Source organism: Erythrobacter sp., assembly GCF_023653175.1.
In the GTDB taxonomy this organism is placed as follows: Bacteria; Pseudomonadota; Alphaproteobacteria; order Sphingomonadales; family Sphingomonadaceae; genus Erythrobacter.
The window spans coordinates 1-18,517 of sequence record NZ_JAMNXL010000011.1; the positions used below are offsets into that span (position 1 = coordinate 1).

Annotated in this window: 21 protein-coding genes; 3 read left to right on the plus strand and 18 right to left on the minus strand. The window is 66.8% G+C overall.

Annotation, left to right across the window (positions count from 1 at the left end; translation table 11 throughout):
• From NBV68_RS02545 to NBV68_RS02610, 14 genes are all read right to left on the minus strand, one after another.
• The coding region (locus NBV68_RS02545) for an NAD(P)H-binding protein (RefSeq protein WP_296306951.1) at positions 1-450 on the minus strand (450 nt) is incomplete at its 3' end.
• A complete protein-coding gene (locus NBV68_RS02550; protein ID WP_296306952.1) occupies positions 443-1,630 on the minus strand; it encodes a deoxyguanosinetriphosphate triphosphohydrolase in 1,188 nt (395 codons plus the stop codon). The genes NBV68_RS02545 and NBV68_RS02550, both read right to left, overlap by 8 nt.
• A gap of 285 nt (positions 1,631-1,915) precedes the next feature.
• A complete protein-coding gene (locus NBV68_RS02555; RefSeq protein ID WP_296306955.1) occupies positions 1,916-2,620 on the minus strand; it encodes an amino acid racemase in 705 nt (234 codons plus the stop codon).
• A 94-nt stretch (positions 2,621-2,714) separates the two neighbouring features.
• Positions 2,715-3,698, minus strand: a complete 984-nt coding sequence (locus tag NBV68_RS02560) for an alpha/beta hydrolase (RefSeq protein ID WP_296306956.1) — start codon at positions 3,696-3,698, stop codon at positions 2,715-2,717.
• Positions 3,698-4,717, minus strand: a complete 1,020-nt coding sequence (locus NBV68_RS02565) for an SO2930 family diheme c-type cytochrome (RefSeq protein WP_296306957.1) — start codon at positions 4,715-4,717, stop codon at positions 3,698-3,700. Before NBV68_RS02565 ends, NBV68_RS02560 begins: the two co-directional genes overlap by 1 nt.
• Entirely contained in the window at positions 4,714-5,916 is a 1,203-nt protein-coding gene (locus tag NBV68_RS02570) for a parallel beta-helix domain-containing protein (RefSeq protein ID WP_296306958.1), read from the minus strand. The genes NBV68_RS02565 and NBV68_RS02570 overlap by 4 nt, the downstream gene beginning before the upstream one ends.
• Positions 5,917-5,978: 62 nt before the next feature.
• Positions 5,979-6,320 carry a hypothetical protein gene (locus NBV68_RS02575; protein ID WP_296306959.1) on the minus strand — a complete coding sequence of 114 codons (342 nt, stop codon included), beginning with the start codon at positions 6,318-6,320 and terminating at the stop codon, positions 5,979-5,981.
• Positions 6,321-6,333: 13 nt separating this feature from the next.
• Positions 6,334-7,731 carry an NAD(P)(+) transhydrogenase (Re/Si-specific) subunit beta gene (locus tag NBV68_RS02580; protein ID WP_296307002.1) on the minus strand — a complete coding sequence of 466 codons (1,398 nt, stop codon included), beginning with the start codon at positions 7,729-7,731 and terminating at the stop codon, positions 6,334-6,336.
• A gap of 64 nt (positions 7,732-7,795) precedes the next feature.
• The gene (locus NBV68_RS02585; RefSeq protein WP_296306960.1) at positions 7,796-8,077 is read right to left on the minus strand and encodes an NAD(P) transhydrogenase subunit alpha; all 282 of its coding nucleotides are present in this window, start codon (positions 8,075-8,077) and stop codon (positions 7,796-7,798) included.
• A gap of 16 nt (positions 8,078-8,093) precedes the next feature.
• Entirely contained in the window at positions 8,094-8,951 is an 858-nt protein-coding gene (locus tag NBV68_RS02590; RefSeq protein WP_296306961.1) for a hypothetical protein, read from the minus strand.
• A gap of 4 nt (positions 8,952-8,955) precedes the next feature.
• Positions 8,956-9,321, minus strand: a complete 366-nt coding sequence (locus NBV68_RS02595) for a PH domain-containing protein (RefSeq protein ID WP_296306963.1) — start codon at positions 9,319-9,321, stop codon at positions 8,956-8,958.
• A gap of 151 nt (positions 9,322-9,472) precedes the next feature.
• On the minus strand, positions 9,473-10,258 hold the full coding sequence (locus tag NBV68_RS02600) for a hypothetical protein (protein WP_296306964.1): 786 nt from the start codon (positions 10,256-10,258) through the stop codon (positions 9,473-9,475).
• Complete coding sequence (locus NBV68_RS02605) at positions 10,255-11,376, minus strand: NAD(P) transhydrogenase subunit alpha (protein WP_296306966.1); 1,122 nt, start codon at positions 11,374-11,376, stop codon at positions 10,255-10,257. Before NBV68_RS02605 ends, NBV68_RS02600 begins: the two co-directional genes overlap by 4 nt.
• 10 nt (positions 11,377-11,386) lie before the next feature.
• Positions 11,387-11,509 carry a hypothetical protein gene (locus tag NBV68_RS02610; RefSeq protein ID WP_296306968.1) on the minus strand — a complete coding sequence of 41 codons (123 nt, stop codon included), beginning with the start codon at positions 11,507-11,509 and terminating at the stop codon, positions 11,387-11,389.
• Between the two features lie 316 nt (positions 11,510-11,825).
• On the opposite strand from NBV68_RS02610, the gene NBV68_RS02615 reads away from it, so the two are divergent.
• Both NBV68_RS02615 and NBV68_RS02620 read left to right on the plus strand, forming a co-directional pair.
• Complete coding sequence (locus tag NBV68_RS02615; RefSeq protein ID WP_296307003.1) at positions 11,826-13,262, plus strand: sigma-54 dependent transcriptional regulator; 1,437 nt, start codon at positions 11,826-11,828, stop codon at positions 13,260-13,262.
• A 31-nt stretch (positions 13,263-13,293) separates the two neighbouring features.
• Complete coding sequence (locus tag NBV68_RS02620; RefSeq protein ID WP_296306969.1) at positions 13,294-14,055, plus strand: SDR family oxidoreductase; 762 nt, start codon at positions 13,294-13,296, stop codon at positions 14,053-14,055.
• Positions 14,056-14,131: 76 nt separating this feature from the next.
• Here NBV68_RS02620 and NBV68_RS02625 read toward each other — a convergent pair whose 3' ends face one another.
• From NBV68_RS02625 to folP, 3 genes are all read right to left on the minus strand, one after another.
• Positions 14,132-14,560 carry a hypothetical protein gene (locus NBV68_RS02625; protein ID WP_296306970.1) on the minus strand — a complete coding sequence of 143 codons (429 nt, stop codon included), beginning with the start codon at positions 14,558-14,560 and terminating at the stop codon, positions 14,132-14,134.
• A gap of 58 nt (positions 14,561-14,618) precedes the next feature.
• Positions 14,619-15,767 (minus strand): alkaline phosphatase D family protein, encoded by a 1,149-nt coding sequence (locus tag NBV68_RS02630; protein ID WP_296306972.1) that lies wholly within the window; start codon positions 15,765-15,767, stop codon positions 14,619-14,621.
• A gap of 71 nt (positions 15,768-15,838) precedes the next feature.
• Positions 15,839-16,951: a dihydropteroate synthase gene (folP, locus tag NBV68_RS02635; protein WP_296306973.1), complete on the minus strand. Its 1,113-nt coding sequence runs from the start codon at positions 16,949-16,951 to the stop codon at positions 15,839-15,841.
• Between the two features lie 127 nt (positions 16,952-17,078).
• Here folP and NBV68_RS02640 point away from each other — a divergent pair, with 127 nt between their 5' ends.
• Positions 17,079-17,246, plus strand: a complete 168-nt coding sequence (locus NBV68_RS02640) for a hypothetical protein (RefSeq protein ID WP_296306974.1) — start codon at positions 17,079-17,081, stop codon at positions 17,244-17,246.
• A 9-nt stretch (positions 17,247-17,255) separates the two neighbouring features.
• Here NBV68_RS02640 and NBV68_RS02645 read toward each other — a convergent pair whose 3' ends face one another.
• Positions 17,256-18,419 (minus strand): site-specific DNA-methyltransferase, encoded by a 1,164-nt coding sequence (locus NBV68_RS02645; protein ID WP_296306976.1) that lies wholly within the window; start codon positions 18,417-18,419, stop codon positions 17,256-17,258.
• Positions 18,420-18,517 lie beyond the last annotated feature (98 nt).

The window sequence follows — 18,517 nt, forward strand, 5'->3', positions numbered from 1 at the left end:
CCGCTTGAAGCCGATCCGGCTCACCGCCTCCTCGGTCTCGCCCTTGACCCGCATGTAGAGCGCCTTGCTCCGCTTGTCGGCCCCCGCCGCGCTGACCAGCACCATGTTGGGCACGCCCGCGCGCTTGGCCGCCTCGGCGGTGGCGAGCACCAGATCGTGGTCGACCGCGCGGAACGCGGCTTCATCGCGCCCCGCCTTCTTCCAGGTGGTGCCCAGCGCGCAGATCAGCGCGCGCGGGCGCACCGCGTCGAGCACGTCACCCCACTTGGAGGCATCGGAGACGAACATCTCCATCCGCGCGCCCGGCGGCAGCGGCGCCTCGCGCCGGGCGATGCCGAGCAGGCGCACAGCATCGCCCGCACTCGCCACCTCGATCACACGGCGCCCGATCAGACCGGTGGCGCCGACCAGCGCGACCCGCACGGGGCCGGTGATGCGGGGTTCATACATTGATCAGCCCCTCGGGCCGGGTGCCGTAGATTGCGCCGACCGCACGGATCGCGAAGCGATCGCTCATCCCGGCGATGAAATCGGCGATCACGCGGGCACGCTGCGGTTCGGCCTGCGGCAGGCGGGCGAGCCAGTCGTCGGGCATCAGCGTCGCATCCTGCGCATAGGCCGCAAAAAGCCGCGCCACGACATCGCGCGCCTTTCCGGCCGCAGCGATCTGTTCGGGGTGGTAGTAGAGGCGTTCATACATGAAGCTCTTCAGCCGCCGCTCCTGCGCGGCCATTGCGGGCGAGAACCCGGCGAGCTGGCGCCCCGCCGCACGCACCTCGGCGACCGAGCCAAGCCCGCGCGCCGCCTGCACCGTATGCGCGATCACGTCGTTCACCATCATCCCGATCTGGTCGCGTATCATCTCGCGCAGCAGACGCTCGCGCGGGGCATGGGGAAAGCGCTTTTCGACGCTACGCCACTGGTCTGCGAGGAAATCCAGCGTCAGCAGGTCATCGAGCGTGAGGAACCCCGCCCGCAGGCCATCGTCGATGTCGTGATTGTCATAGGCGATGTCGTCGGCCACGGCCGCGACCTGCGCTTCCAGCGAGGGCCAAGTGTCCAGCATCAGCGGAAACGCCGCGTCGAGTTCGGCGAGCGCCCAGCCCGGCGCGGTGACCGGGCCATTGTGTTTGGCCAGCCCCTCGAGCAGATCCCATGTCAGATTGAGGCCGTCATGCTCAGGGTAAGGGCACTCGATCCGCATCACCGTGCGCAAGGCCTGGGCATTGTGGCAGAAGCCGCCGTGCCGCTCCATCGCGTCGCTGAGCGCCGCCTCGCCCGCATGGCCGAAGGGCGGGTGGCCGAGATCATGCGCAAGGCACAGCGCCTCGGTGAGATCCTCGTCGAGCCCCAGCGCGCGGGCGATCACCCGGCCGATCTGCGCGACTTCGAGGCTGTGGGTGAGGCGGGTGCGGTAGTGGTCGCCGTCAGGGGCGATGAACACCTGGGTCTTCGATTTGAGCCGCCGGAAGCTCATCGAATGGATGATCCTGTCCCGGTCGCGCTGGAACGGGCTGCGGGGCCCGCGCTGCTCGCCCGCATCGGCGCGCGCGAATTCGCGGGCAGGGCCGGCGGCGGGATCGGCAGCGTAGGGGGCGCGGGGGGTCACGGGCTCAGCGCTTAGGAGCATGGCCGCGCGGGCTCAACCGGAACGAGGCAGGAACACCGCGAGATCCTATGAAATACAACCGCTTGGTGCCTGCGAATCTGGGGAGAAATATGGGGCCGCCCTCCGGTGATTGGGGGGGAGGAGAGCGGCCCCAAGGGCCCGTCGGTGCGACCCGAAGACCCGGATAATGCCTGTTACGTTTCCGTGACAAAATCCGTGGGCGCAGATAGTGAGAACGTTAACGCGTTGCACCCCATGCAACGTCCCGATGCGGCCAGCCGCCCGCAGGGGCAGACGAAACGAACGTCAGCCCACAACTTCCTGCTCGAGGATCCAGTTCGCCGCCGCCTCGCAATGGATTCGGGTGGAGTCGAAGATCGGCAGAACGTTGGCATCGACGTCCACCACCAGATCGAGCTCGGTACAGGCCAGCACCACCGCGGCTGCGCCTTCCTGTTCGGTGTTGGTGATGATCGTCTTCAATGTCCGCTCCGCCTCGCGGGTGACCTTGCCGACCATCAGCTCGTCATAGATGATCTTGTCGAGCATCTCGACATAAGCGAGGTTGGGCGGCAGCAGGTCGATCCCGTGCGCGACGAGGCGCTTGCGATAGAAGCTCTCGGTCATCACGTTGCGGGTGCCGAGCAGGGCGGCGCTGGTCTTGCCGGCGCGCTTCATCGCGAGGCCGACATATTCGGCGATGTGCAGGATGGGGATGTTCACCGCCGCCGCGACATCATCATAGAGCCGGTGCATCGAATTGGCGCCGATGATCAGGCCCTCGGCCCCTGCCCCTTCCAGCCGCCTTGCGCTTTCGACCAGCACGCTCGCCGCGCGCTGCCAGTCACGCTCGGCAGTGAGCGCGTAGAGCTGGCAGAAGTCGAGGCTTTCGATCAGCAGCGGCGCGCTCGCCATCGGAGCGGCGCGCTTCTGGACGATGCGGTTGATGCGATCATAATAGGTCGCGGTCGACACCCAGCTCATGCCGCCGATGATCCCGAGTTTGCGCAAAAGCCCGTGCCCCTTGTTCGTCAGTGTGCAGTTGCGAAGGGGTGTAGGGCGCGGGCAACCCTCGCGTCCAGTGGGCACATGACGGGTTGGCAACTCAGGGTTGTTTTGGAAGCGGAGCGTGCTGCGCAAGCCACGCTTCGAGGTCGGCGAGCGTCCTGTCCGGGGCCTCTTCGTGCGGCAGGTGGCCGATGCCGGGATAGATGCGCAAAGTATTGGCAGGCAGGGTCTTCGCCAGCCACTGCCCCGCCTCGACCGGGATGATGCGGTCTTCCTCGCCCCACAGGATCAGCGTCGGCGTGGTCACTCTGGCGATGTCGGCTTCGGCGAGCGGGTCATAGGGCATGCTGAAGCGCGCAAGGGTGGCGCGGCGGTTGCCGGGGTAGCGCAGCAGCTCCCAGTAGCGGTCCACTGCGGCGGGCCCAGCCACCGACTTCACCGAGACCGATTGCTCGAGGCTCTGCGCGATCAGGCTGCGCGGGGTGATCTGTTCGGCCAGCAGATTGACCCCGGGCATCCGCGCGATGGTGAAGCCGATATTGCCGCTGTCCTCCTCATCCTTCTTGGGGGCGAGATCCAGCATCGGCCCGCCGCTGCCGTCGACCAGCACGAGGCCGGTCAAGCGCTCGGGGTGCTGGATCGCGTAGGCGAGCGCGTGCTTGCCGCCCATCGAATTGCCGCCGAGGATGAAGGTCGAAAGGCCCAGCTTGTCCGCCACCTCGCCGATATCGGCGACGAAACTGTCGGTGGCGTAGTCACCTTTCGGATCGGGGCCGGTGAGACCGTGGCCGACCTGATCGAAGCGGATCACGCGGTAACGGGTCTTGAGCGCCTGCACCCAAGGCTCCCAGGTGTGCAGATCGGCGTTGGAGCCGTGGAGCAGCACGATCGCGGGCGCATCACGCGGGCCTTCATCCCGCAGGTGGACGGTCACCCCATCGCCGATTGCGACGAATTGCGAGGGCGGAGCGCCGTATTTGGCGCGCATTGCGGCTGGATCGGTGTCGGGGGTGCGGAAGATCATGAAGGCGATCACCAGCAGCGCGATCAATGCCAGCAATCCGCGCAAAACCCACTTCATCACTTGTCCATCTCCGCAATCCAGCGGCGCACCACCGCAACGCCCTCCTTGTCGACGCTCGCCTTTCCGAGTTCGGGCATGGCGATGCCGGGGGCCGCGCTGGCCATGCGGTAGAGCAGGATCGATTCGTCCGGGTGCCCGGCGACGATCGAGAACTCGTATTCCCCCGCCCCGCGCCCGGCGGCAACCGGGCGCTTGCCGATGCCGTAAGCCTGCGGATCATCCTGCTCCCAGCGCAGGTCGAGCCCGGAGTTGGACGCGCCACCGCCCGGCTGGTGGCAATGGGCGCAATTGACGTCGAGATAGGCCCGCGCGAGCGGCGCGGCGGCGTCCTTGGGCTTGCGGGCGGCCCAGACGGGGAGCGTCCCCGCCCCTGCCGGCACCCGGTCGAGCGCACCCGCCTTCGCCATCTGGCCGAGCCACGCCGCGGTCAGATTGCGCGCCTTGGGGCCGATGGGGACGACCCTGTTGCTGCTCGCATGGCAGGTCTTGCACTGGTTCTTGTTGGGGATGGCATAGGAGATCGCCTCGCCCGCAGGCGTCACGAGGTCGATCCGCCCTCCGGTGAGCGCGAGGGTCGCCTCGGTCTGCTCGGCGTTCCAGCGATAGGGCAGCGCCACCCAGCCATCCGCGCGGCGCAGCAGCACGCGGGTCTCGATCAACCGGCGGTCCTTGCCTGTCCCGAAAGCGAAGGTCTTGAGGATCGCGGCGCCGACGGGGAATTGCAGCAGACCATCTCCATCCGCCGTGAGCTGCGTGCCTTGCGGGAGGTAGATGAAGCGCAGCTTGTCCGCGCCGTCCGACCACAGCGGGGTGTTAAGCGCGTAAGGATAGACCCGCGCGGCGGGCACCTGCCGCGCGCCATCGGCAAAGAAGCCGAATGCCGAGAGCGTCTCGGGAAAGGCGGTGCCGGTTACCGCCGCGTCGTTCACTAGCTGCGGCTCGGGCACGGCTCCATGGGCCAGCGCCCCACCCAAGGTGACGCAGGCGAGCGCGAGGAGGCCGAACCCGTGCTTCACTTCAGCCGCGCCTCCAGCGCCGCCGGAGCACCGACTTCGGGGAATTCCCAGCTTTCCAGCGGGGTCAGCGTGAGCGGCCCGGGCTGCGCCTCGGCCATGGACTGGCCGGGGGTCTTGAGGTTCAGCGTCCAGCCGGTCACGCCTTCCGCGATCCGCAGGCCATTGTCGTCCTCGACGATCCCGTCCCACAGCACCGGGGGCAGCGCCCCGCCGAAAGCCGCGAGCAGCGCTTCCTTGCCATCGAGCTGCGGATCGTCCCCGCCGCGCCCGAAGGCGTTTTCGCCGACGATGACGTTCCTGGCATAGGGGTTGTAGCGCGGGTCATCGAACTTCTGGACATAGGCGATCACCATGACATGCGCGGTCGGGTTGTTCTCGAAGGCATTGTCTTCGATCAGCACGCCGTCGTTCGCCATCACCAGCACCCCGGTGCCGCGCCGGACACTCGCGACGATATTGCCCGGGGGCGCGAAATTGGGGGTGTCGTTGTCGCTCACCACGTTCTCGCGCAGGATCACGTTGCCGCCGTTCATCACGGGGAGGCCGGGCAAGTCGAACACCAAGAGCCCGCCGGTGTTGCGGCTGGCGATGTTGTTGATGACGAGCGCGCCCCGGCTGTTCTCGATCTCGATCCCCGCCACGTTGTAGGTGACGATATTCTCGCTGACGGTGATGTCGCGGCTCTGGCCCACGTAGATCCCTGCGTCCGACGCGCCGGTGACCACGGAATTGGTGACCAGCACACCCACGCTCTCGACCGGATAGATGCCGTAAGCGCCGTTGGTGGCCTTGGGCCCGCCGGTCCATTCGACGCGGATGCCCGAGTAAACGATCATGTCCGCGCCCTTTGACTTGATCCCGTCGCCCTTGGGGTTCTCGACCGCGAAATCGCGCAAGGTGACGTTGTCGGAGGTGACCAGCAGCCCCTCGCCCGCGCCTTGCTGGCCGGTGAAATCGAGGATCGACTTGTCCATCCCGGCCCCGCGCACCGTAACCCCGTCGACATCGAGGCTGAGCCCGTCGGTGAGGGTGAAGCGCCCCTCGCCCAGTTCGATCACGTCGCCCGGTTCGGCGAGGATCAGCGCCTCCTGCAAGCGCGTCGCCGCGCCCTCGCCCGGTTCGATACGGTGTGTCTCGGCGGCAAGCGGCGTAGCGGCGGCTGAAACGAGCAGCGCGGCCAGCAAAGCAATGCGGTTCATGGTGATCTCCCTCTCCGCAGCCGTTGTGGCGCATCGGAGGGAGGGAATGCAAGCGTCAGGCGCTAACCAAGCCCCACCGCGCACAGCCCGGCCGAAGTGGTGAGCACCGCCACCGCCTCGCCATCATTGACGCGGCGCAGGCGCTTGACGAGCTCGCCGAGGCCGTAGCCTTCCTCGGGCTCGCCTGCTTGCGGGGCCATACCCTGCCGCAGTTTCCACAGCTGGCCGATGGTCAGCCGGTCGACCATCCGCTCCGCCATGCAGGCCGCGCGCTTCTCGCCGATGCCGGATTGAACGAGAGCGCCCTTGACCTGCATCTCGACGAGCGGGTTGGCGAGGCCGGTGTAAACCGCCCCGCCCGCCAGCAGCATGATCAGCAACACGCCGATGATCAGTTTGCGCATCTTGGCCTCGGAATTAGTCCAGCGACTTGACGATTTCCTCGACCATCTTCTTCGCGTCCGCGAGGAGCATGACGGTCTGGTTCATGTAGAACACGTCGTTGTCGACGCCGGCATAGCCGACGCCCCCCATCGAACGCTTGATGAAGAAGACCTGCTTGGCCTTGTCGACATCGAACACCGGCATACCGTAGATGGGCGAGGACTTGTCGGTCTTGGCCGCGGGGTTCACCACGTCGTTCGCGCCGATGATGAAGGCGACGTCGGCCTGGGCGAATTCGGAGTTGATGTCCTCCAATTCGAACACCTCGTCATAGGGCACGCTGGCTTCGGCGAGGAGCACGTTCATGTGCCCCGGCATGCGGCCCGCGACGGGGTGGATGGCGTATTTGACCGACACGCCCTTTTCCTTGAGCTTGTCGCCCATCTCGCGCAGCGCGTGCTGGGCCTGCGCGACCGCCATCCCGTAACCGGGGATGATGATGACGCTTTCGGCCTGCTCGAGCATGTAGGCGGCGTCTTCCGCGCTGCCTTGCTTGTAGGGCCGCTGTTCGCGCGCGCCGCCGCCGCCGGCAGCGCCTGCGTCGGCGCCGAAGCCGCCCGCGATCACGCTGATGAAGCTGCGGTTCATCGCACGGCACATGATGTAGCTGAGGATCGCCCCCGAGGAGCCGACCAGCGCCCCGGTGATGATCATCGCCGTGTTGCCGAGCGTGAAGCCCATCGCGGCCGCCGCCCAGCCCGAATAGCTGTTCAGCATCGACACCACGACCGGCATGTCCGCGCCGCCGATCGGGATGATCAGCAGGAAGCCGATGACAAAGGCCAGCAGCGCGACCGCGATCACCATCCAACCCTCTCCCGCCGCGCCCGCGGGCGAGACGGTGTAGAGGCCGATCAGCACGATGATCGCACCCAGCGTTCCGAGATTGATGACGTGCCGCCCGGGCAGCATGATCGGCGAGCCGCTCATCCGGCCCGACAGCTTGAGGAACGCAATCACCGAACCCGAGAAGGTGATAGCCCCGATGGCGATGCCAAGGCCGAGTTCGATGCGGCTCACCGCGAGGATCTGCCCCGCCGCGTCGACAATCCCGAAGGACTGCGGATCGAGCCATGCGCCAAAGCCGACCACCACCGCCGCCAGACCGACGAGGCTGTGGAAGCCTGCGACCAGTTCCGGCATCGCGGTCATGGCGATGCGGCGGGCGACCACGACACCGACGGCGCCGCCGATGCCGACCGCGATCAGGATCTCGACGATATTGGCGATGTCATGGGTGACGAGCGTCGTGCCGACCGCCAGCGCCATGCCGATCATGCCGTTGCGGTTGCCGGTGCGGCTGGTCGCCGGGCTCGAGAGGCCCCGCAGCGCGAGGATGAAGAACACGCCCGCCACGAGGTAGGCGAGCATTGCCCAGGCGGGGGTTCCGGCGCCGTGCTCTGCGCCGGCGGCAAGGAGGGAGAAGGTCATGCGCTTACTTCTCCTTCTTCTTGTACATCGCGAGCATGCGCTCGGTCACAGCGAAGCCCCCGAAGATATTGATGCTCGCGAGCACCACTCCGAACAGGCCGAGATACTTGGCGACCGGGCTGTTCGCCTCGGCAGACGCGATCAGCGCGCCGACGATGATCACCGAGGAGATCGCGTTGGTCACCGCCATCAACGGGGTATGCAGCGCCGGGGTCACCGACCAGACAACGTAATAGCCCACGAAGCAGGCCAGCACGAAGATGCTGAGAATTGAGATGAAGTCCATATGGTCCTCGTGCTTGTCAGATACCCATGCGCACAGACGTGTCGCACTTGTGCTCGTATGAATTGAGGAAGGGAAGCGAGACGACGTGGCCGTCGAAGTTGCCCTTGTACGAAATCAGCGTCTTTTCTGCCGCGACTTCCTCGACCTTGATGAGAAGGCCGTGATGGAGGACGACGTCACCGCCCAGCAAGCCGCGGCCCATTGCCGGCGAACCGAGCGACATCGGCCAGTTCAGCCCGTCCGCCCCGTAGAGCTTGGCGCGGGTGAAGGCCTCGTAATAGGGCGGCGAGCCGTCGCGCGGCTTGCGGCGCAGCGGGATGTGGTCGGCATAGAACGTGATGCTCGGCCCGCCGCGGAAGGCGGTCGGCGCGATCGGCTTCATGCTTACCGGCGCGATGGTCTGAACGCCCTCCTTGGGGTGCTCCCAAGCCATCGCGAACCAGTTGTCGCCGCCGCGGCTGCGCACCTGGACGCGGTCGAAACTGCCGTCGCCATCGGGATCGAAGACGCAGATCCGCTCGCGCGCGGCGATGTCCGCGGACTTGAGCTGGGGGTAGTTGCAGCGCACCGGCGTGGTCTTGGAGCGCATCGCCATCAGCTGGTCACCCGGGCGCAGCAGCGTCGTCCCGGCGAGCACCACCGGCTGCTCGACCTCATAGAGCCCGAGCGGCAGCAGCCGGGTCTCGAAAATCGGCGAATCCTCGGGGATCCAGACGGCCTCGGCGGGCTTCTGGATCGGCTCCATCCGGAACTCGGCGGTATAGCAGGCGAGGCGCGGCTTGGTCTGCGCCTCGGCTGCGACGCCCAGTGCGCAGGCGATCAGCGCGAGCGACGCGCCCGATAGTCTCGCAACCCTCGCCCTGCCCCCGCGCACGCCCCTATTTCCCCGGCGCAAGATATTCGGTGAGCAGCGTCACCAGCCCCGGAACGTCCGCGCCGCGGCTGAGGTTCAGGGCGATGGGTTCGCTGCCCGAGATGGTGATGGTGAGCTCGGTGTCGAGATCGAAATGGCCTGCGCTCTCCAGCGTGAAGGTGGTGATCGCGCGGTAGGGGATCGACAGGTAGCGGCGCTTCGATCCGGTCAGGCCCTGGATGTCGGTGATCATGATCCGCCGGTCGGTGAAGATGATCGAATCGCGGATCATCTTGAAGGCGAAGCGGACCTGCTCGCCCGCGCCGAGCGCGTAGCCGAGGTCATCGGCAGCATCGGCGGCGTCCCAGACGGTGGCGTTGATCAGGCCCATTGGCTTGCCCCGGTTGCCGCCCGTTGACGAACACGCCGCGCGGAGGCGGCCACCGACCGAACGACGGAGGGGCCCGCGAAGCAGGCCAGTCCGACGATCCAGAGGATTGGGATAAAGTCCATGTTGGCGACGCTCCGAAGGAAGTCAGCGGTTAGTAGGTGGTCCCGACTTTGGGAGGGTCGAGCAGAATTCTGGCAGATGATTTGCCGATCGAAACGAGCGTCAGACTGCCACCGGGCAGATTCGCGAGCTGCTGCTGCCCCCGCCCCCCGGGAAATGTCAGTTCCGGGGCGCAGAAGGGGGTCATGATATTCCCGCCCCACACGTCCTTGCCCTCGTTCTTCATCGCACACAGATTGAACCGCGTGCCGCGCCCGCTTTTCGGCCACGTCAGCGTGAGTTCGATATTCATTTTGGCCGTCGCCGGAACTTCGGCAACCGGCGCGGCGGTAACGGGCGAGCCGAGCGGCTGCCACGGCGACACCGGATTGACGTCGACCAGAAACCCGATCTTGGTCATCGAGTCCCATTCGATGAAGCGTGTCTGCACCTTGGAGGAATGATCGAAGCGCCCGTCACTGTCACTGTCGGCCAGGCAGGAGATGGTGTCCTGACCCGGCCGGCGGCCGGGCTCGCAGATCACGCCGGTGCCGATGATGCTGGGGGCGAACAAGGCGCCAGCCGGAATGGCGGAGGAACCCTTGGCGCGCACCGCGGGCTGCTCAAGAGCGAGCAGACCGAGCGGTTGCGCCGTCGCGACCGAATACGGCTTGTTCTTGGCAATATCGAACGCCAGTTGCGGTTCGACGGCCGCGACGATCTGCCACGAGATTTTGACTTCCGGAGGAAGATTGGCCTGCGCATTCGCCGACACGGCGGCGATCCCGGCGAGGGCCGGGAGAAGCAACCTTGCAGTTCCAACCAGCCGGGAAATCACCCCTGAAGCCTCTCGTTCACAACCTTGCCGCCCTGCGTGAGGCGGATGGCATTGCCGATTTCCTCGTCCAGCGCGGGCTTACCGGCCTCCTTGTCCCAGAAGGCGCTGAGGAAATTGTAGTGGTTGCGCGCGAACAGCGCCGAGGCGTCGGCGGGGAGCGCGGCGGGGGTGTTGGCATAGCCGATAATCTTGACGCCGTGCTTGACCACGACCTCGTCAGCCACCGAACCTTCCACGTTCCCGCCTTGCGCCACCGCAAGGTCGAAGATCACGCTGCCCGGCTTCATCGTCGCGATCTGCGCGTCGGTGACGAGGCGCGGCGCGGCGCGGCCCGGAATCAAAGCCGTCGTGATGACGATGTCCTGCTTGGCGATGTGGCTGGAGACCAGTTCGGCCTGCGCCTTCTGGTATTCCTCGCTCATTTCGGTGGCATAGCCGCCCGAACCTTCGCCCTCGATCCCGGCGACATTCTCGACAAAGATCGGCTTGGCGCCGAGCGACTGGATCTGCTCCTTGGTCGCGCTCCGCACGTCGGTCGCCGAGACCTGCGCGCCCAGACGCCGCGCAGTGGCGATGGCTTGCAAGCCCGCCACGCCCACGCCCATGATAAAGGCGCGCGCGGCCTGCACCGTGCCGGCAGCGGTCATCATCATCGGGAAGGCGCGGCCATAGGCGTCCGCTGCCGCCAGCACCGCCTTGTAGCCGGCAAGGTTCGACTGCGAGGACAGCACGTCCATCGACTGCGCGCGGGTGATGCGCGGCATGAACTCCATGCTCAGTGCCTCGAAGCCCGCCGCAGCGTAAGCATCGACAACATCGCGCTTGCCGAAGGGATCGAACAGCGCCGCCACCCATGCACCCGGCTTCGCACCCGCCAGCAGCGCCACATCGGGCGCCTGAATGCCGAGCACGATGTCGGCATCCTTCACCGTCGCGGCAGCGTCACCGACGCTGGCCCCTGCCTCGGCATAGGCTTCGTCGGTGATCGAGGCGATTACCCCCGCGCCCGCCTCCACCGCGACCGTGCAGCCGAGGGCCGCAAACTTCTTGGCCGTTTCCGGCGTGGCGGCAACGCGCGTCTCGCCCGAGGCGCGCTCTGTCAGGATGGCGATTTTCACGAGAGCGCGCTTAGCTGGCGATCGCGGCGACGACAGCGAAGGTGATCACCGCGATCACCGGGACGGCCCATTTCAGCGTGGCCATGAAGCCGCTGTAGGTGGCCGTGGCCTTATCCATGTCGTGAACACTCATGATGTCTCTTCCCCTTGGGCGGCCTAACGCTCGGGCGAGCGATTGGTTGCCGAATGGTTGTCGAAAAAAACGGGCCGCGTGGCCCATGCCGCTCCCGTATCGGAGCCGCGCGCGCTTCTCAAGCCAACTTTAGTGAGAGGCAGGCGAGAGGCACCGGCCCCTCCCCGGCTGCGGTGCGATCTGCACACCTGTCCCGCTGCGGCACAGTCTTAATCGGGTTTTTACCCCTCCCAGCTATTGCTCGCTGCTGATGTCGGCGCGGGGCCCTTTCGTCCCGCGCCAGCAAGGGAGCCGAACGGCACGACTGATGGCAGAGATGGATTGCCTTCCCCAGGCGCAGGATGACGCGCGGATCGTCATGCTCATCGATGACGAGCCCGCGCAGGGCCGCCTCATCACCGCGATCGCCGCGCGCGATGGCTGGCGCACGATCGTCGCCCCCGACGCCGAGACCGCGATCGCCATGCTCGGCACGCGCGAAGGGATGCAGCTTTCCGCGATCCTGCTCGACCAGTGGGTGCCGGGCGATGATGCCTGCGCGCTGATCACCGAATTGAAGTCGCGCCGCCCGGCCCTGCCGATCCTGATGCTCACCACCAGCGCCTCGCCGCTGCTCGCGGTCGAGGCGATGCGCGCGGGCGCTTCGGACTATCTGGTCAAGCCCGTCTCGGCCGACCGGCTCATGGAGGCGCTGCGCTCTGTCACCACCCGCGATGTCCCGCGTGACGAACTCGCCCCGCTGACCGAGAAGATGTCGGCCAGCCTCGATTTCGACGCGATGATCGGCACCGCGCCCAGTTTCCGCGCCGCGCTCGCCCAGGCCGCCAAGGCCGCGCGCGGGCATGGCCATGTCCTGATCGAGGGCGAGAGCGGCACCGGCAAGGAAATGCTGATGCGCGCGATGCACGGCGCATCGCCGCGGGCCAAGGAAGCCTTTCGCATCATCAACCTCGCCTCTGTCCCCCCCGGCTCGATCGATTCGGTGCTGTTCGGCCACGAGGCCGGCAGCTTCCCCGGCGCCTTCGACCGCCAGATCGGCGCCTTCCAGCATTGCGACGGCGGCACGCTGATCCTCGACGAGATCGACCGCCTCACCCCCGCCCTCCAGCAGCGCCTCGCCGAGGCTCTGGACAGCGGCATCATCCGCCCCGTGGGCGCGAGCTACGGCTTCCGCGTCGACGTGCGGCTGCTGGTCACCAGCAATGTCGGGCTCGACCGGATGGTCGCGGCCGGACAGTTCGACGCACGCCTCGCCGCCAGGCTGAGCGCGACCCGCATCGTCTTGCCCCCCTTGCGCGAGCGCACCGGTGACATCCCCGCGCTGGCCCGCCACTTCCTCGCCCGGATCGGCGAGCAGCCGGGCCTCAACCACCTCTCGGTCGGCGACGGCGCGCTGGCGCTGCTGGCCGCCTATGACTGGCCGGGCAATGTCCGCCAGCTGCAATCGGTATTGTTCCGCGCCGCGGTCTATTGCGAGGGCAATTCGCTCACCGCCGACAGCTTCCCGCAGCTGTCCGAAATGCTCGGCGAACAGGGCAGCGTCACCGCCGCGAGCACGCACGAGGGCGTGGGCATCATGCTCTACACCCCCGACGGCAACCTGCGCCCGCTCGAAGAGATCGAGGCCGACGTGATCCGCCTCGCCATCGGCCACTACCGCGGCCGCATGACCGAGGTCGCGCGGCGGCTGGGGATCGGGCGCTCGACCCTCTATCGCAAGCTCAGCGATCTCGGGATCGATAACGCTGCTTGATCGGCGCGCCGTGCCAGCCTAGCGGCGCGGCATGACACAGCTTCAGGATTTCGCGGGGCGCGTCGCGCTCGTTACGGGGGCGGCATCGGGGATCGGGGCGGCCTGTGCCGAGGCATTGGCGGCACGCGGGTGCTCGCGGCTGGTGCTGGTCGATGTCGATGGCGCGGGGATGGACGCGCTCGACCTTGGGGCATGCGAGGTGCACCGCATCGTCGGCAGCGTCGCCGACGCCGGTCTTTGGCAGGCCGTCGCGCCCTCGTTGGCGGGTCTTGACCATGCAGTTGTCAATGCCGGGATCGGTTCGGGCGGGCTCATCGCCTCGGTATCGCTCGCCGAATGGCGGCGGGTGATGGACGTGAACCTCGACGGCGCCTTTCTCACGCTGGGCCATGCGCTCAGGGCGATGGAGGGCAAGCGTGGCAGCGTGGTCGTCGTGTCGTCGACCACTGGTCTCAAGCCCGTTCCCGGGATCGGCCCCTACGGCGTCGCCAAGGCCGCAGTCGCCCACATGGCGCGCATCGCCGCCGCCGAAAATGCGAAAAAGGGTATCCGCGTCAATGCAATAGCCCCGGGCGGGGTCGACACCGCGATCTGGGAGAGCGGGGAGGATTTCAAGGCCTCGGTCGCCGCGATCGGCCGCGAGGCGACCCTTGCGCGGATGGCCAAGACCACGCCGCTGGGCCGCTTCGCCACCTCCGCGGAGATGGCGGATTCGATCCTCTACCTGCTCTCCGATGCCGCCGCCAACATCACCGGCCACGTCATGGTATCGGACGGCGGCTTCACGCTGTGATGGATTGCCGGAGCGGATTTCCTACACTAACCCTTTGAAATGTTTCACGTGAAACATTTTGCACGCGCAGTCAGGATCAGGCCGGCTCGATCGTGAAGCCCGGAACTGCCGCCGGTTCCTTGTGGCCGGGGTGGTACATGTCCATGTAGATCATCGACTTGGCAGGCGTGCTGCCCTCGCACAGCACCTCGTAGCCGTCGATGATCCGCTGGTAGACCCCGAGGCCGAAATTGCCGACGCGGGCGTAGGTCGGGCGCTTGCCGTCGGCACAGCGCAGGCGGTTGAGGTAAGCGCGCTGTCCGCCGGGCATGTCGGCGCGCACCGGGTTCTCCTTGGCTCCGAGCGGGTGCGCCTGCGCCGCCTCGATCAGCTTGGCGAGCTCCTTGCCGCTGACGATCTTGTTGCCGAAGATGTCGGTCGCTTCCTGCGCCGCCACCGGCAGCGCCGCGCCGCCCGCCAGCATCGCCGCCACCAGTCCCGTCAGCATTGCTTTGCCCAGCATCATCTGTCCTCCCCGTTATTTGCCAGAGACTTGCACAAAGCCCGCGCCGCGGCAAGCGGTCTCACCAGCCGAAGGTCTCGCTCGCCAGCGTGGCGCTGGTGTTGCCCTTGAGGCTGACGGTCACGCGCTTGGCCTGCCAGTCGATATCGACCAGCCCGTAATTCTCGATCGGATAGAACTTCCCGACCCGCGCCGCGTCCGGCTCGCGCGCGGTACTGCGCTCGATGTCGTCGCCGAAAGCGAGGTTGAGCGAGGAGCTGGTCAGCTCCCAGATGGTCTGGCCCGTGTGTTCGACCTTGTAGATTCCGCCCGCATGGCGATCGCCCGAGAGCAGCACCAGCCCGCTCTTGGCGCGCTTGCCCAAGAGGTCGAGCAGCCGGGTGCGCTCGGCCGGGAAGTTGGTCCAGCCTTCGAACTGGTGCGCGGTCGTCAGCACCTGGGTGGAGGAGACCACGATCCTGAGGTCGGCCGGCTTGGCAAGCTCGGCCGCCAGCCACGCCCATTGCGCCTCGCCGAGCACGGTCTTGCCCGCGCTGTCATCGGGCAGATAGCCGCCGAGCGGCGGGCGGTCCTTGGTCCAGCCTGCGCGCTTCAAGTCCGAACGGAAGAACCGCGTGTCGAGCATGATCACCTGCACGCGCTTGCCTTGAGGGCCGGTGATGGTGCTCTCGTAGATCCCGGGCCGCGCCTTGACCGCCTCGGACGAACCCCAGAAGGTCTCGAACAGGGTCTCCGACCAGCCGCGGAACGGGAAGCTGCCGCCGGCATCGTTGAAGCCGAAATCATGGTCGTCCCAGGTCGCCATCATCGGCACCTTGGCGCGGAAACCGGTGAATTCTGGATGCGAGGCCTGCAGCGCATAGGCGCGGCGCAGGGATTCGAGACCCGCGTCGCCATCCCAGCCGTTGTCGCCATAGACATTGTCGCCGATCATCAGGAACAGTTGCGGATTGGCCGCAGCAATCTGCGCCCACATGTGCTGCGATGCGCTCTGGTGGTTGCAGCTGCCGACCGCGATGCGGGTGAGCGTGGTGTCGGGCATCAGCACCGGATTGATCCCGGCGTAGGGCAAGACCGATTTGGTCTTCAGCCCCTCGTAATAGGGCGAAAGCAGCTGGTCGGGGGTGACCTCAACGGTTTGCGGGGTCTGGGCGAGGGCCGGTGCGGCAAGCGCGAGGACGGCGGCGGCGGAGAGCAGGGTGCGGCGCATGGACAAGTTCCTCGTTCGAAAGGGTTGCGCGAAGCTCTGGCGGCGGCCCGTTACAGAACCGTGGCAGGGTCTCACAGCGGCGGCAGCGTACTGTAATCGGTGAGGGCTGCGTCCCTCAACCCGCGCCACACGTTGCGCGCCTGCACCGTCTCGGCGACATCGTGGACGCGCAGCAGGTGGACGCCGGCCTCCATGCCCTTGAGCGCCAGGGCGAGCGAGCCTGCCAGCCGCGCATCGGCCTCCTCCTCGCGGGAGAGCGCGCCGATCATCCGCTTGCGGCTCGCCCCCAGCATCAGCGGGCTGCCGAGCCCATGGAACAGCGGCAGGGCATTGATCAGCGCAAGGTTCTCGGCGAGCGTCTTGCCAAAGCCGATGCCGGGGTCGAGGATGATGCGGTCCTCGCCGATCCCTGCCGCAATCGCCTGCGCGCGGGCGTGGTGGAGGAAATCGAACACCTCGCTCACCACATCGGCATAGCCGGGCCCCTTGTGCAGGTCCTCGCCGGCGCCCGGCGCATGCATCAGCACCACCGGACAGCCCTCGGTCGCGACCACTTCCTTGGAACGCGGATCATAGCGCAGGGCCGAGACGTCGTTGGCCATGTGCGCGCCGGCCGCAAACCCCGCCGCGAGCACCCCTGCGCGGCGGCTGTCGAGACTGATCGCGGCGCCCATAGCAGCGCAATATTCGATTGCGGGCACGACACGACGGATCTCCTCGTCCTCGAAGGTCGCCGCCGCGCCCGGGCGGGTGCTTTCCCCGCCGATGTCGATGATCGCCGCCCCCGCCTCGAGCATCGCGGCGGCGTGGGCGCGGCCGGCCTCGAGCGCGTCATGCTGCCCGCCGTCAGAAAAGCTGTCGGGCGTGACGTTGAGGATGCCCATCACCTGCGGCTGGTCGAGCCGGACGGTGCGCGCACCCAGCTGGAGCGGCGCATGCACCTTGGCAAGGTTGCCCCATTGCGCGGCCGCTTCCTGCGCGAGAGCGCCCGAAAGGCGCGCGAGCGCCGCCTCGATCTCGGCAGGCGTGCCGATGATGCGCTCGCTGACCGCCCGCCCGTCACGCAGCACCAGCGCGAATTCGCGGGCATAGACCATGCTGCCCCCCAGCCGCACCGCCGCGCCCTCCACGCCTTGCGGACCGGCAACGAGGGTAAGGGGGTGGATATAGACGGAGTCAGACATGGGGGCTGTCTAGCAGGCGTGCGGCGGCCCGGACAACGCGGGTGCGCAGATTATCGTCAGGCGCCACGCGTTTCACCTTTTCCTAACCGGCTCACCTTTATGACGAAGGCTCAGGAGGCCGCGTATCATGCTGACTTTGGTGGAATTGTTCTTCGATGCCCTGTCGATCGGCAACGAGATCGAACGTGACCGTCGAGACGACCGGCAGCGGCGGCGCAGCTGGGGCAAGGCTCTGACCTACACGGTCTGGGTGATCATCGCCGTGGTCGCTCTGGTGCTGTTCAAGCTGGTTTGACAGGGGCGATCAGTCTTCAGCCGCGAGCAGGTAGAGCTGGCGCGCGGCGTCGATCGGCTGCACCTCACCGCCCTGCTCGTAGTGCCAGAAGGCCCAGCCGTTGCATGACGGCGCGCCTTGCAGCTCCTTGCCGAGCCCGTGGATCGAGCCGGTCTTGCCATTGCACTCCAGCGAGCCATCGGCCCGAACCGTGGCGATCCATCGGCGCTTCTTGTCGAAGATTTGCGAGCCGGGCGGGATCAGCCCCGCCTCCACGACTGCCCCGAACGCCACCTTGGGCGCGGTGCGGGCCGATTGCATCGTGGTGAGCGCGCTTTCATCGAGCGGCAGTTCGCGGTCGATGCGCTTGGTGGCGACTTCGCGGTAGAAATCCTCGCGCTCGCAGCCGATCCATTCGCGCCCCAGCCGCTTGGCGACCGCGCCGGTGGTGCCGGTGCCGAAGAAGGGATCGAGCACCACATCGCCCTTCTCGGTGGTCGCCAGCAGCACGCGGTAGAGCAGTGCTTCGGGCTTTTGCGTCGGGTGCGCTTTCTTGCCGTTCTCCTTCAGCCGCTCGCCCCCCGAGCAGATCGGCAGCACCCAGTCACTACGCATCTGGAGCTCGTCATTGAGGGTCTTCATTGCGCGGTAGTTGAAGTGGTAGCGCGACTTTTCGCCCATGCTCGCCCAGATCAGCGTCTCGTGCGCATTGGTGAAGCGGGTGCCCTTGAAATTGGGCATGGGGTTGGTCTTGCGCCAGACGATGTCGTTCAAGATCCAGAAGCCGAGATCCTGCAGGATCGCGCCGACGCGGAAGATGTTGTGGTAGCTGCCGATCACCCACAGCGCGCCATCGGGTTTCAAGACGCGGCGCGCCTCGGTCAGCCATTCGCGGGTGAACTTGTCGTACACCGCCATGCTGTCGAACTGGTCCCAGTGATCGGTGACCGCATCGACATGGCTGCCATCGGGGCGGGCAAGATCGCCGCCGAGCTGGAGGTTGTAGGGCGGATCGGCGAAAACCAGATCGACGCTCGCGTTAGGCAGGGAGCGCATCGCTTCGATGCAGTCGCCGGGCAGGATGCGGCCCAGCGGCAGATCGAGCGGGCGCGCGGTTTCGAGCGTTTTTTCAACGCTCTTCGCACGTGACTTCACCTTTTCTATCACGCCTGCCACGGGGCCCTCGCCTGTCATTTGTGGGAACTTATCCACAGGCATGAGTCTTTGAAGAGTCCGCGTCAAGCCTCTAATTTTACGCGGGCTTTGTGACAGCGCGCTGCGCGCGGGCGGAA